Origin of the sequence: Paractinoplanes atraurantiacus, assembly GCF_900215205.1 — a bacterium.
GTDB lineage: Bacteria > Actinomycetota > Actinomycetes > Mycobacteriales > Micromonosporaceae > Actinoplanes > Actinoplanes atraurantiacus.
Genome location: NZ_OBDY01000027.1, coordinates 110,026 through 124,322, shown reverse-complemented (window position 1 = coordinate 124,322; position 14,297 = coordinate 110,026). Strand labels below are relative to the sequence as shown.

The window sequence follows — 14,297 nt, the reverse complement described above, 5'->3', positions numbered from 1 at the left end:
CACGCCGCACCGGCACCGTACCGGCCCGCTGCCCGCCCCGGGCAGCGGGCCGTTTGCCGGGCCGACCATCATGGAGCGATGACGGATCTTGGAAGCCTGGCTCAGCAGACCGCCGACGACCTGGCCCGCACCCGCGCGGGCGTTGTCGTCGCCGTCCTCTCCGGCGACGACAGCGAGATCCGTTCCGCCGGCCGCGTCACCGCCGACGACGTCTTCGAGATCGGTTCCATCACCAAAGTCTTCACCGCCCTCACCCTGGCCCGGATGACCGTCGACGGTTCCGTCTCACTGGGCGAGCCCCTCGCCGGCCTGCTGCCCTCCGGCGCCTCCGTGCCCTCCCGTGACGGCGTACAGATCACCCTGCAGCACCTCGCCACCCACACCGCCGGTCTCCCCCGCCTGCCCACCGGCATGCTCAAGCGCCTGCTGCTGCACCCGAACGACCCCGACCCGTACGCCCGATGCACCACCGACATGCTCCTGGCCGCCCTGGCCCGCACCCGCCTGGCCGCCCCACCCGGCAAACGCTTCCGCTACTCCAACTTCGGCGCCGGCCTCCTCGGCCTCGCCCTCGCACGGCGCGCCGGAACCCCGTACACCCAATTGGTCCTCGAAAAGACCGGCCTCCCCCAGCCCGACCCCTCCCTTCTCGTCCAGGGCCACACCCGCCGCGGCCGCGAGACACCGCCCTGGCATCTGGCCGACCTGGCCGGCGCCGGCGCCCTGCACTCCACCGCCGCCGACCTCCTGGCCTTCCTGCGCCGCCAGCTCGACGACCCGGACGACCCGGCCATCCACCTGACCCGCTCGGTCAAGCACCAGATCAACCCCTTCACCTGGGTCCACCTGGGCTGGATGGGCCGCCGACTGCATGCCCGCCTCGGCAGCCAGACCCAGTTGTGGCACAACGGCGGCACTTCGGGCTTCACCTCGTTCGCCGGCTTCGACCCGGAACACCGCACCGCCGTGGTCCTGCTCAGCAGCACCCAGCGCCTCATGGACAAGGAGGCCGGCGACCTGCTCCGGGCGCTGAGCGCTTAGCGCAACGGCCGGAACGCGGCCCGCAACTGGGCCGCGAACAGCTCCGGCTCCTCCCACGCGGCGAAGTGGCCACCGCGCTCCGCTTCGCCGAAGTAGTTGAGCGTCGGGTACGCCTTCTCGGCCCAGCTGCGCGGCGTCCGCCAGATCTCCCCGGGGAAGGCGCTGAACCCGACCGGCACCCGCGGATCCGGCAGCGGCCGGCGGCCGGCGGCGGGCGCGTCCGGCCCGTACGCCTCCCAGTAGGAGCGGGCCGCCGACGTAGCGGTACCGGTCAGCCAGTACGCCGTGATGTTGTCGAGGATGTGATCGCGGGTGAGGTTGCCCGAGGGCTGACCGTCGACGAACGCCCGCGCGATCTTGTAGTACGCGTCCGTGTCGTGGTCGATCATCCAGGCGGCCAGGGCGACCGGCGAGTCCTGCAACGCGTACCCGATGGTCTGCGGCCGCGTCGCCATCTCCACGAAGTAGCCGTTCCCGCTGCTCTGGAACGTCTTGATCGCCGCCAGGGCCGCCCGTTCCGGCTCGGTGCCGTTCGGCAGCGACGCCGGATCGTTGAGCGCCGGCACGAGCAGGTTGGTGTGGATCCCGGCGAGCCCGTCCGGCCCCAGCCGCCCCATCGCGTCGGTCACCCCGGCGCCGACGTCACCGCCCTGCGCCACGTACCGGTCGTATCCGAGCCGCCGCATGAGCTCCGCCCAGGCCCGCGCCGTCCGCACCAGATCCCACCCCGCTTCGGACGGCTCAGCCGAGAATCCGTACCCCGGAAGCGAAGGCAACACCAGATGGAACGCGTCCCGGCCGTCGGCGGGATCGGTGAGCGGCCCGACCGAGTCCAGCATCTCGATCACCGACCCGGGCCACCCATGCGTCATGATCAGCGGCAGGGCCCCCGGATGCTCCGACCGCACGTGCACGAAGTGAATGTCCACCCCGTCGATCTCAGTGACGAACTGCGGCAGAGCATTGAGCCGCTCCTCCACCCGCCCGCCGTCGTATTCGGTGGCCCAGTACTCCCGCAGCGCCCTTATGGTCGCGAGCTGCACCCCCTGCGACCGGTCCCCCACGATCTCCCGGGTAGGCCACCGCGTGGCCGCCAGCCGCCGCCGCAGATCCTCGAGCGCGTCCTTGGAAACCTGCACGGTGAACGGCCGTACCTCCGTGGTCATGTCACACCCCTGCCTTTCGCGAGCCGAGCTTCAAGACACTTCAAAGCCTGCTGACGTACGCCATCACGGGCACCCGTCAGAAGCCCTGGTCCGCCCAGAGCCAGTGACCCCCAGCGGCAGTCGGCAAGTGCGGTCGGCCGCCGTCGCGTCCGCGAGCCGTGGTCCGGCAGCCACCGCCTAGAGCATCCTAGGAACCTAGCCTTCCGCCTCAGTGGAGCGTCCGATGCTCGAGCTTTCGGGCGGAACGAGAGGGAAAGCCGGGGCCGAGCCGGCACCCGAACTCAGAGGGCAAGGCGCGGGCGAGGTGGGTTACCAGGGAGGCGAGAACAGCGGACGGAACGGCGGGCGGCGGGTGGTGGGTCGCGGGTGGAGGGCGGCGGGTGGTGGGTCGCGGGCGGCGGAAGGCGGACGGCAGGTCGCGGGCGGCGGAAGGCGGACGGCGGAAGGAGGGCGGCGGGCGCGGGGCAGGGGCGGCGGGTCGCGGGTCGCGGGTCGCGGGTCGCGGGTCGCGGGTCGCGGGTCGCGGGTGAGAAGGTGCTGTCCGTCGAACGGGTGTGGGATCGAGGTGTGACGCCGATCTCAGTAGAGTCGGGTCATGACCATCGATGATCGGCTGACAACGCTCGACGCGCTCTGGTCGGTGTGGGCGGCGACCGGGCGCACCCTGAACGACGCGGACTGGGACAAGCCGACCCGCCTCGACGACTGGACGGTGCGCCACCTGTGGGCCCACGCGGCCCAGTGGCCCTTCGGCTTCGCCGTGCTGGTGGAGCAGTGGGTGACCGACGCCCCGGCCACCCACGCTTCCGCGGCCGCCCTGATGGCCGAGTTCAACGCCCCCGACGGCGTGGCCAACACCATGCGCTCCCACGTGGCCAGCGCCGGCCGGGAAGACTCCACCAAATACACCGTCGAGCAGCTGGTGACCCAGTTCGCCTCCACCGGCCCCACCGCCATCGAGGCCGCCCGCAAGCTGGGCCCGGTCCGCGTGAACTACTTCGGCCGCGCCGTCATGCCCCTCGAAGAGGCGGTCAGCATCGGCATCCTGGAAACCACCATCCATTTGCTCGACGTGCAGCGCGCCCTGGACCTCGAGCCCGACGTCCCCGCCGAGAGCCTGCACCACACCGCGGCCGTCCTGTCCCAGATAGCCCCACCGATCGACTTCATCGAGGCCACCACGGGCCGGGCCTCGACCGACCTCTTCCCCGTCCTGTCCTGACCCATGGCCGACGGGTCTCCACTCACGCTGAGGGGCGCTCTCCAGGTCTTCCACGCGTACGAGCCGGCGGCCGTCGCCGAGCTCGACGGGCTCCTCGGCGGGGTGATCCTCCACCGGAGCTTGCCCTCCCCCGAGGGTCTCTGGGGCTGGGCCGATCCACGGACGGGGGCCGCCCGGATCCTCCGGGACTGTCTGGGCCGGGCGGCCGCGCGGTTGTCCGGCGTCCGCGGCTTCGCGCGGCTCCAGCTGGCGGCGGCCGTGCACACCGTCGCCGCGGCGAGCGCGCTGGTCGACGCGCTCCCCCGGTTCGAGGACCACGCTGTCCCGCGTGAGCTGGACCAGAGCGACGTCGCCTTGTTCCTGGAGGTGTACGACACCGAGCTGCCACTGCCGCACGGCGTTCCCGGATTCGACCGGAGCGGGGCGGTCCGTGAATGGCTCCGCCGCGTCGGCGAGCTGTACTCCAGCCGTGGTCTCGAATTCGACGTCGTCGACCTGTACGCGAAGAAGTGCCTGACGCTGGCCGCCGTCGCCCCGGATTTCCTCGCCTGGTCAGGGTCGGGCACGGTCACCGAGCCCGGCCGGCCGCAGGCCGCGCTGTCGCGCGTCGAGGAGATGCTGCGGCTGATGACGGCGCAGGCGCCCGAGCCGGCCGGTGGACAACCCATGGCGATGCGCCGGGCGAACCGTGACTTCCTCGATCAGCCCATCGTGTCGTCCGACAATGATCGCTATCCGGAGGCGATGGTCTTCCCGACCATCCAGGCCGGATATGTCGAACCGTCCTATCGCCTGAGCGTCGCCGGCAACGCCACCCGGCCCGCCGACGACTCGTGGTGGGCGGAGACGCCCCGCCTGGACGACATCGACCTCATGCTCACCCGGTACTTCGCCTCGTACTCCTCGCATCGGCAGCCGCTGCTCGTGCTGGGTCACCCCGGCGCGGGCAAGTCGATGCTGACCAAGATCCTCGCGGCCCGGCTGCCGGAGAGCTCCTACACCGTGGTCCGTGTGCCGTTGCGGCGGGTGACCGCCGGAGCCCGGCTCCACCAGCAGATCCAGGAGGCGCTCGACCTGAGCACCCACGGCCGGGTCGAATGGCATCGGCTCGCGGCGGAAAGCGCCGGAACGGTCCGCGTGGTGCTCCTCGACGGCCTCGACGAGCTGCTCCAGGCGTCGCCGGTCGATCGTTCCGCCTTCCTGAACGAGGTGATGGAGTTCCAGCGGGCCGAAGCGGCACAGGACCAGCCGGTCATGGTGGTGGTCACCTCGCGGACCATCGTCGCCGACCGGTTCGACATCCCACCCGGCACGCTCATCGTCAAGCTGGAGGAGTTCGGCGACGAGCAGGTGGCGCGATGGCTGGCGGCCTGGCAGCGGGCCAATGCGACCGGGCGGCTGCGGATGCTGAGCGCCGAGGCCGCGCTGGTCCGGCCGGAGCTCGCCCGGCAGCCTCTGCTGCTGCTCATGCTGGCGATCTACTGGGCCGACCCGGACACCCCGGAGCCCACCGCCGAGCTGTCGCTCGCCACTCTCTACGGGCTCCTGTTGCGCAGTTTCGCCATCCGGGAGGTCCGGAAGGGGTCTCCCGTCGCGGTGCGCGGAGACCACCTCGATCGGGCTGCCGCCGATCACCTGCACCGGCTCTCGGTGGCGGCGATCGGCATGTTCAACCGGGGACGGCAGGACATCACCGAGCAGGAACTGGGCGAGGACCTCGCCGCGCTCCGGGCCGGCGGCGAGGAGCGCGGCCGGCTGCCCGAGGAGGCCGGTCAGCGGGTGCTCGCCGAATTCTTCTTCGTGCACGCCGCCGAGGCGCGAACGCGGGTCGGCCGGGACGGTGGGCTGCGGCGCTGCTACGAGTTCCTGCACGCCACCTTCGGCGAATACCTGATCGCCGCGTACCTCAAAGAGGTCTTGATCCGGATCGGCGACGCCGCCTTCGGGGGGCGCTTCGAGCCGCGGGCGCCGGAGGACGATCTGCTCTTCGCGCTGTTGTCGCACCAGGTCCTGGCCATCCGCTCGCCGATCCTGGAGTTCGCGGGTGAGCTGCTCGGCGCTTTGCCGGCGGCTGATCGCGAGAACGTGACGAGGACCCTGCGTGCGCTGATCGACGGCTCTCAGCGACGGAGCGACGCCGGGCGGCACCCGCTCTATCGGCCGACGTCGGAGAGCCCGGTCCGCCGGCTCGCGACGTACTCGGCGAACCTGGTCCTTCTGCGGTTGGCCTTGGCCGGGCAAGAAGGGCTGCCGGTGGAGACACTGTGCGAGGAGCAGCCGGAGCCCTTGGAGTGGTGGCGCTCGACGGTGACGCTGTGGCGCGCCGTTCTCGACGCCGGCAGCCGCCAGGCGCTGCTCGGCACGATCGCCTTCGACGACGGCCGGATCCACCTGAGGCCGGCCGAGGTCGGGTTCCCGCCCGAGTTCGCCGACATCCAGTACGCACGCCTGACCGGCGACCGGGCCACGGAACAGCAGCTTCGGCTGGGCGCCGCCGTCCAGGGCCGGCTCGTCTACTACATCGAGGGCGACGACTGGACCGAGATGATGGTGAGCTGGCTGACCGCCGCCACCGTCCTCGGGCATCGACACGACCCCGTCTACGTCCTGGCCAAACCGCCGCCGGGCACCCCCGAGCCGGCGATCACCGCCGTCGTCGATCTCGTCTCGGCGGCGCTCCGCCAGCAGTCATGGTGCTGGTCGGCGGAGTTCCTGCGAGACCTGCTCCAGTGGGTCGACGAGACCGTGGGGCTGGTGGCACTGACGTCGACGGCGGTCGCCACGGCCGTCTACCACCATCCCGAGCTCCTCCAGAACGTTCCCGCGCTCAGGGAAGCCGAACTCTATCGTTCACCGGCCGCGACCACCCTGCTCACCGCGATGGCGCTGGAGGCCGGGCGACCCGATCCGTGGCTCACCGAGCTGTGCGAAAGCCTGGCCGACGAGCCCGAGGCGTCGGCCGAGGCCGTCGCGGTGAGCCTCGTGCGCAGGTGGCGGCCGCCGACCCAGAACCTCGACCGGACGGCGCCGCACCTCATCATCAGCCTCTCGCCGGGGCCGGCGCCGCCGCACGGCAGCACCACCGGGGCGCGGTGATCAGCCGCAGTGGCCGAAGTCGCTCTCGTAGGAGAAGTCGTCGATGGAGCCGCCCCACTTGATGCAGGTCTTGGCGGCCGCGGCCTTGACCGGGCCGGCGTAGAAGTCGACCTCGCCGTCCTGGGTGTCGCGGTCCTTGTCCTGCACCTCGAGGAAGGCTGAGGCGTCGGCCTTCTCGTTGAGGTCGCTGCTGCGGAGGGTGACCACGCAGTTCTGCTGCTTGTCGCCCGAGACGAGCAGGTAGACGCGGCCCACCGTGCCGGCGTCGCCCTTCAGGGTGGCCGTCTCGAGGATCTTGTAGTCGCTGCCGCAGAGCTGGGTCGGCGTGTACGGGTTGGTGACGTCGGCCGGGGTCTCCTCCTCCTCGGGCACGGAGGGCTCCCCGACCGGCTGCGTGGCCTCGTCGGTGGGCTCGGTGGTCTTCGTCTTCGCCGGCTTGGGCTTGCCGGCCTTGGTGGTCTCCTCGACCGGGGGCGGGGTGGCGCCCGCGCCGGGGTCGACGGCGCCGTTGGCCGCGGTGTTGTCGGTGGAGGTGTTGTCCGAGCCGCTGGTGACGATCGCGAAGGTCACCGCGACCACGCCGAGGACGACGGCCGCGATGGCCACAGCGATCACCGTGCCGCGCTTCTTGCCGTCGGAGGAGTTGCCGCCGCCCGACGAGGAGGAGCCGCCTTCGTAGCCGCCCGTGACGACCGCGGCCGGCGGGCGGTTGCCATAACTGGGCGGGGAGACGGAGGCGGCGCCGGCCGCGTAGCCGCCGGAAGAAGGAACGGAGGCACTGCCCGAGGGGTACGAGCCGGTGCCCCCGGGATATGAGCCGGTGCCACCCGGGTAGGCGCCGGTGCCACCCGGATACCGCGCCGTGCCGCCGGGCTGGCCCGCCTGCGGGACAGCGGCCGCGCCGGCTCGACCGGTAGGTGCACCGTATGCGCCGCTTTGCGCACGCCCGGGCGGATATGCACCAGTAGCGGGGGCGCGACCGGCGGGCGGGAACGCACCCGACGCCGGAGCACGGCCCGCGGGCGGGAACGCACCCGAGGCCGGAGCACGGCCCGCGGGCGGGAACGCGCCCGAGTTCGCCGGCGGCTGGCCGGAGCGCTGATACGGGACGGTGGGCCCGGCTCCGGGGCGGCCGGCGCCCCGGGCCGCCTGGGCCAGGGCGGCCGCGCTCGGGAAGCGGTGCTGCGGGTTCTTGGCCAGGGCCCGGTTGACCAGCGCCGCGACCGCCGGCGGCACGTCCGGCGGGAGGGGCGGCAATTCCCCGTACACCAATTGGGCCAGCACTTGCAGTGGATTCTCGCCGACGTAGGGCGGGCGGCCGGTCAGGCAGCAGTAGGCGACCGCCCCCAGCGCGTACACGTCGGTGAGCCCGGACACCGGGTGACCCTCGGCCTGCTCCGGCGCCATGTAGTTGGCCGAGCCCAGCACCACGTTCGTGCTGGTGATGCCGGTCACCTGGGTCGAGCGGGCCACCCCGAAGTCGACCAGCACGAGCGCCCCGTTGGGGCGGACCAGCAGGTTGGCCGGCTTCACGTCGCGGTGCACGATGCCCGCGTCGTGCGCCACCTGCAGCGCGTCGGCCACCTGGGCCACGATCCGCATCGTCTCGGCGGGGCTGAGCCGGCCCGCCTGCTGGATCTGCTTCGACAGCGGGGTGCCCTCGATGAACTCCATCACCATGTAGTCCATGCGGCCGCCGCCGACCTGCGCGTTCTCGCCGTAGTCGTAGACCTGGACGATGCCGGGGTGGCGCAGGGCGGCCATCATGCGGGCCTCGGAGCGGAACCGGGTGAGGAACTCGGGGTCGGCCATGAGGCCCGGCAGCACGACCTTGACCGCGATGGCGCGATGGAGCATGCGGTCGGTCCCGCGCCAGACCTCACCCATGCCACCGGCGGCGATGCGTTCGGTCAGTTCGTAGCGCTCGCTGAGCAAGGTCCCCGGGGAAAGCACCGGATCATGTTACTCAGACCCGCTCAACGACCTCCGCGGGCCGATCGTCGAGCATCGTGGCCTCGTCGAACGGGTCCTGCCCGGCCAGCACGGCCGTCGCCTTCTCCCGGTCGATCTCGCCGGTCCACGTGCCGACCAGCACGGTCGCCACCGCGTTGCCGGCGAAGTTGGTCAGCGCCCGCGCTTCGGACATGAACCGGTCGATTCCGACGATCAGCCCGACCCCGTCCACCAGGTCCGGCCGGTGGCTCTGAAGCCCGCCGGCCAGCGTGGCCAGGCCGGCCCCGGTGATGCCGGCCGCGCCCTTGGAGGCGATGATCATGAAGACGAGCAGGGAGATCTGCTCGCCGATCGACAGCGGGTCGCCCATCGCCTCCGCGATGAACAGCGACGCCATGGTCAGATAGATGGCCGTCCCGTCGAGGTTGAACGAATATCCGGTCGGCACCGTGATGCCGACGACCGGCTTGCTGATGCCCAGGTGCTCCATCTTCGCGATCAGCCGCGGCAGCGCCGACTCCGACGACGACGTCGACAGGATCAGCAGGAACTCCCGGCCCAGGTACTTGAGCAGCGAGAAGATGTTGACCCGGGCGAACGTCCACAGGATCACCGCGAGCACCACGAAGACGAACAGCGCACAGGTGACGTAGAAGCCGAGCATGATCTGGGCCAGGCTCTTGAGCGCGTCCACACCGGTCGCGCCGACCACCGCCGCCATGGCCCCGAAGGCGCCGATCGGCGCCAGCCACATGATCATGGCCAGGATCTTGAAGACCAGCCGCTGGATGACCTCCACCGCGCGCAGCACCGGCTCGCCCCGGGTGCCCAGCGCCTGCACCGCGAAGCCGACCAGCAGCGCCACCAGCAGGGTCTGCATCACCTCACCGTCGGTCAGCGCCGACAGCAGACTGGTCGGGATGATCCCGAGGACGAAGTCGTCCAGGCCCTCCTTGGGCGCGTCACCGGCCGCCTTCTGGCCGGCCTCGGCGATCGACGGGTCCAGGTGCAGCCCGGCCCCCGGGTGGATGATGTTGCCGACGACCAGGCCGATCGCGAGGGCGACGGTCGACATGAGAAGGAAGTATCCGAGCGCCAGCCCGCCGACCCGGCCCACCTTGGCCGCCTGCCGGATCGAGCCCACGCCCAGCACGATGGTGCAGAAGATGACCGGCGCGATCATCATCTTGATCAGGTTCACGAAGGCGGTGCCGACGGGCTTGAGCTCCACGGCGAAGTCCGGAACGAGCAGGCCGACGGCGATGCCGGCCACGACGGCGACGATCACCGCCAGATAGAGGTAGTGGGTGCGGTCCCTCGAGGTCTTCATACGCGAGAATGTGGCCCGCGTCTCACCCCGGGAGCATCATTGCGTTCATTCTGTTTACGGTCACGTTTCCGGACGGAGACGCGCTGGAGCATCGCGCGGCAGCTCTTCGTGCTCCAGGCGCTGGTCGTGGCCGCCCTGGTCGCCATCGGCACGGCCGGGACGGTCCTCATCGTCCTGGACGACGCCGAGCAGGCCGCGATCGACGACGTCATGGACATCGCCGAGACCGTGGCGCGCTCCCCCATGGTCGTCGACGCGGTGCGGGGCCCGTCCCCGTCGGCGGTGCTGCAGCCGTACGCCGAAAGCGTCCGTGTCGCCACCGGGACCGACTTCATCGTCATCATGGCCACCGACCGCACGCGCTACACCCACCGGACACCTTCGCTGATCGGCCAGCCGTTCATCGGCACGATCGACAAGGCCCTCGCCGGCGGCACGGTCACCGAGAAGAGCGTGGGCACGCTGGGCGAGTCGGTCCGGACCGTCGTGCCGGTCAAAAGCAACGACGGTCAGGTCATCGCCCTGGTCTCGGTGGGCATCACCACGGACGCCATCAATCAAAAGCTGCTTGGCCGTACGCCGGCGGTCGCCATCCCGACCGCACTGGCGCTGCTGCTCGCGGCCGCGGGAAGCTGGCTGCTCAGCCGTCGCCTGCGCCGCCAGACGCATGGGCTGGGCCCGGCCGAGATGACCCGGATGTACGAGTACCACGACGCCGTGCTGCACTCCGTGCGCGAAGGGCTCGTGGTGGCTGACCGCGGCGGGCACATCACGCTGATCAACGACGAGGGGCGGCGGTTGCTGGGCGACGACCTTCCTTCCCCCGTACGCGATCTGATCGCGTCCCGGGCCGCCGTGGCCGACGAGCCGGTCCTCGCCGGCGATCGGGTGCTCGTGGCCAACCAGCGCGTGATCCGCTCGGAGGGCCAGACCATCGGCACCGTCCTGACCCTGCGTGACCACACGGAGCTTCGCGCTCTGACCGGGGAGCTTGATTCCGTACGCGGCCTGACCGACGCCCTGCGGGCACAGGCGCACGAGGCGGCCAACCGCCTGCACACGGTGCTGACGCTGGTCGAGCTGGGCCGCTCCCGGGAGGCGGTGGAGCTGGCCACGGCCGAGCTGGCGGCCGCCCAGCAGCTGACCGACCAGGTGGTGGGCGCCCTGGACGAGCCGGCCCTGGCCGCCCTGCTGCTCGGCAAGTCGGCCCAGGCCGGCGAGCGCGGCGTGGAGCTGGTGGTCGACGAGGCGTCCCGGATGGCCGGCGCGCCCCTGCCGAGCCGCGACCTGCTCACGGTGGTCGGCAACCTGGTCGACAACGCCCTGGAGGCGGTCGCCGGCACCGCTCCCCCACGCAAGGTGACCGTGCTGGTGGTCGCCGGGGACGGCGCCGTCCTGGTCCGGGTCACCGACACCGGCCCCGGCCTTCCCGAGGGCGCGTTCCGCAAGGGCTGGTCGACCAAGGCCGAGGGCCGGGGCATCGGCCTCGCCCTGGTCCGCCAGGTGGCCGACCGCCATGGCGGCACGATCGAGGTGGACGGCGCGGCCGTCACCGTGCGCCTGCCGGTGCCGTCGTGACCGACATCCGCGTCCTGGTGGTGGAGGACGAGCCGCTTCTGGCCGACGCCCACGCCGCGTACACCCAAAGGGTCGAAGGTTTTGTTGTCGCCGGCGTGGCGCACACCGGCCAGCAGGCCTTGGCCACGCTGCGCACGACCCCGGTCGACCTGATCCTGCTCGACCTGCACCTGCCCGACATGTTCGGCCTCGACCTGTGCCGCACCCTGCGCGGCGCCGGCCTGACCACCGACGTCCTGGTCGTGACGTCGGCCCGCGACCTGGCGGTGGTCCGCTCAGCGGTCTCGCTGGGCGTCACGCACTACTTGCTCAAGCCGTTCACTTACGCCGCTTTCCAGGAGAAGCTGCTGGGGTACGCCCGTTATCGCGCCCAGGTCCAGGGCACCTCCCCGGTAGCGGCCCAACACGAGATCGACCGAGCCTTGGCCTCCCTGCGCGGCACCTCCCCGGTCACCCTCCCCAAGGGCCTCGACCAGAACACTTTGGACCTGATCCTCGGCGTCCTCCGAGCAGCCGACGACACGACGGGCCTGTCCGCGGCCGAGGTGGCGTCCCGCATGGGCGCCTCGAGGGTGACCGCCCGCCGCTACTTGGAACACTTGGCCGACACGGGCCAGGTGACCCGAAGCCCTCGCTACGGCGGCCCAGGCCGCCCAGAGGTCGAATACCGTCTGCTTCCGGCGGCCGGGCCTGGAGAGTATCCGTGATACATGACTGCGGAGCTGACCGGAACGACGATCTGCGGCGAGCACATGCATCGTTCGCTCTCACCCCATGACAGTCCGACGTACTGGTACGTCGTGGTCACCCCTTCGACCGGCGTCCTCACCCGGAAGATCCGCCTCGGCTGCAAAGGACGTCATCGGCTACATGGACACCAACCTCGGCTCTTTTTGCCTCGAGTGGCATCGGCGACCCAGAGCCGGGTCCGCTGGCCGCGGTGAGGTGGCGGTTGATCAGATACCGGCGTCGAGGTGCGCTTCGTGGAGCCGCCGCGCCAGGCCCGGTGCAGGAACGCCCGGTGATGCGGTGATCGGCGCCGGCGAGGCGGCGCGTTCAGATTCTTGTGGAGGAGGTGGTCGATCGGCTCACTCATGGCTTTAAACCGATCGGGCTCGTTCGTCCAGCTCGACGTCGAAGTACTCCAAGTACGCGATGGCTCGCTGAAAGTTATCAACTCGATCCCGAAGTTGCCCGAGGCCGAGGTTGCACCGGTGGCATAGAAGACCGCGTACACAATCGCCGCATGTCCTGTCGCGGTCTGGGCAGCAGCGGTGATCATGGTCGACGGACATCGGCCTCAGGCCGGGAGGCTCGAGGCATAGGGCGCAAAGTCCGTTTTGGGCTTCCAGCATCTCCTCGTACTTTTCCGCAGTCACACCGAACTTCGTGATTCGTTGGCGAGAGGTCGTGCACGAGCGGCACCAAAGATCAAAGCCGTCGATACTGTCCCGATTCCGGTTTTGGCGAAAGTTAGTCTCTGCCTGCCAGGTCTCGCAACCGGGGCAGCGTTTCTCACCGTCCGTGTTGCGCTGGCGTGTCACCTCCGCAGGGTGGGATTTCCGCAGTGGCTTTAGCGCCTTATGTTGGTCTCTGTGATGGCGGTGGCCGGCGCAGAGATTCGCCGAGACGGCCTTGTTCGTGCAGTCTTCGAACCGACACATGCCGCGACCGAGGAGGGAACAATCATGCGAGCAGTATTTTCGTCTCGCGGGTATCTCCTTTCTGCATTCCGTGACGGCGCAGCGCTTGTTCGGCCTCCGGCGCGCAGGTTTCGGCTCTCGCGCGGGAACGTTCCCGATGGCGTGCCCTCGATACTGCCACTGTTGTAGTGCTTACCACAAAGGCCGAGAGCCTTCGATGGTTCGCCGCATGACTCGACGGCACAATAAGGGGTCTTGACGGCGACTCGGGTGCGGGTGCCTTCCCAAAATGGGTCGCCGTACCGGCGGTAGCGCATGTAGTGAGTTCCGCAGAGCCCGAACGAGCGCTCCGGACTGTCGCAGCCGTCCATGCGGCAGGGGTCCTTCGGAGGACCGATCGGTCGCCCCGGCTTGCGCTCGGGTTCAGGCCACAGCGGGTCCCCGCACCGCTGATAACGATCATAGTGTTTGCGGCACAGTCCAAGTGCCAGCCGAGGTCTGGAGCAATCATCCAGCGCGCAGAGTCGTTCGTTCGACTCGGTAATCAGTTGGGCTGTGCTCGCGAGCGATTCAGTCATCTTGGAAGAGTTCATGAAGGGAGGTTACGGCGGGGGTACGACAGTTTTGGTGGCGGAATGATCAGATCTGATGGCCGCACGGGCGTCCGGAGGACCGCTTCAGCCGTTTGGACGCACTGATCCTCCTGGAACGCTTGGCGTTCAAGCTAGCTACACGCGAAGCTACGACATACGAGCGCCCTCTGGCGCAGTTCGCCCAGCCGAAGATCCCCGACTACTGAATCTCAGACGCGCCCGTTGATGTTCAACTGAGCTACGGCACGTGTACCAGTTCTCTTTCGGTGATCTCGATAAGGGCTTGGTGTCCTCTCAGCCTCGACCCTTCTCAGCCACGAAGGGCGTCGCTACCGGTATCAACGAGTCGAGCCGAGCTACTGATCTCGCAAGCTTGATTGAGGTTGCTCGCTTGAGTCGTTCGCCGGAATCTACGGAACTGCGTTATTCTTGATGCGGATCCGCATTGGCCGCCCGGCTTTCCAAGTGCGCTTCTAACAGTCGTTCTGCTTCGGCGGCGATATGCGTGACGAGGCCGGCGTCAATAGGCCAGACGAGCTTCCGGTGACCCGTCTCGGGCAGACCCGGAGCATCCATTACTGGGCAGGACTTGAGCGGGCGGTCACCCGATCGAGTGCAACCGGACCTCGTCGTGATCGCACTGTTGCCAGCGGCATGGCGGGGCCAGACCGTACG

9 protein-coding genes are annotated in these 14,297 nt (G+C 69.9%); 5 read left to right on the top strand and 4 right to left on the bottom strand.

Features of this window, described 5'->3' with window-relative positions; genetic code table 11:
- The first annotated feature begins 78 nt into the window (after positions 1-78).
- On the top strand, positions 79-1,041 hold the full coding sequence (locus CRP55_RS40180; RefSeq protein WP_097327239.1) for a serine hydrolase domain-containing protein: 963 nt from the start codon (positions 79-81) through the stop codon (positions 1,039-1,041).
- Here CRP55_RS40180 and CRP55_RS40175 read toward each other — a convergent pair.
- The gene (locus CRP55_RS40175) at positions 1,038-2,207 is read right to left on the bottom strand and encodes an epoxide hydrolase family protein (RefSeq protein WP_097327238.1); all 1,170 of its coding nucleotides are present in this window, start codon (positions 2,205-2,207) and stop codon (positions 1,038-1,040) included. The two genes, CRP55_RS40180 and CRP55_RS40175, sit on opposite strands and share 4 nt — an antisense overlap.
- A gap of 595 nt (positions 2,208-2,802) precedes the next feature.
- Here CRP55_RS40175 and CRP55_RS40170 point away from each other — a divergent pair.
- Both CRP55_RS40170 and CRP55_RS40165 read left to right on the top strand, forming a co-directional pair.
- Complete coding sequence (locus CRP55_RS40170) at positions 2,803-3,429, top strand: maleylpyruvate isomerase family mycothiol-dependent enzyme (RefSeq protein ID WP_097327237.1); 627 nt, start codon at positions 2,803-2,805, stop codon at positions 3,427-3,429.
- Positions 3,430-3,432: 3 nt separating this feature from the next.
- Positions 3,433-6,525, top strand: coding sequence for an NACHT domain-containing protein (locus tag CRP55_RS40165; protein ID WP_097327236.1), 3,093 nt, complete (start codon positions 3,433-3,435; stop codon positions 6,523-6,525).
- On the opposite strand, the gene CRP55_RS56570 is transcribed toward CRP55_RS40165, so the two are convergent.
- Positions 6,526-8,478, bottom strand: coding sequence for a protein kinase domain-containing protein (locus CRP55_RS56570; protein WP_179855539.1), 1,953 nt, complete (start codon positions 8,476-8,478; stop codon positions 6,526-6,528).
- Between the two features lie 13 nt (positions 8,479-8,491).
- Positions 8,492-9,808, bottom strand: coding sequence for a cation:dicarboxylate symporter family transporter (locus tag CRP55_RS40150; RefSeq protein WP_097327234.1), 1,317 nt, complete (start codon positions 9,806-9,808; stop codon positions 8,492-8,494).
- Positions 9,809-9,916: 108 nt separating this feature from the next.
- Between CRP55_RS40150 and CRP55_RS40145 the strand changes: the two genes are divergently transcribed.
- The gene (locus CRP55_RS40145) at positions 9,917-11,386 is read left to right on the top strand and encodes a sensor histidine kinase (RefSeq protein ID WP_245923673.1); all 1,470 of its coding nucleotides are present in this window, start codon (positions 9,917-9,919) and stop codon (positions 11,384-11,386) included.
- Positions 11,383-12,093 (top strand): response regulator, encoded by a 711-nt coding sequence (locus CRP55_RS40140; protein WP_097327232.1) that lies wholly within the window; start codon positions 11,383-11,385, stop codon positions 12,091-12,093. The genes CRP55_RS40145 and CRP55_RS40140 overlap by 4 nt, the downstream gene beginning before the upstream one ends.
- A gap of 393 nt (positions 12,094-12,486) precedes the next feature.
- On the opposite strand, the gene CRP55_RS56380 is transcribed toward CRP55_RS40140, so the two are convergent.
- Positions 12,487-13,050 carry an endonuclease VII domain-containing protein gene (locus CRP55_RS56380; RefSeq protein WP_097327231.1) on the bottom strand — a complete coding sequence of 188 codons (564 nt, stop codon included), beginning with the start codon at positions 13,048-13,050 and terminating at the stop codon, positions 12,487-12,489.
- Positions 13,051-14,297: the final 1,247 nt, after the last annotated feature.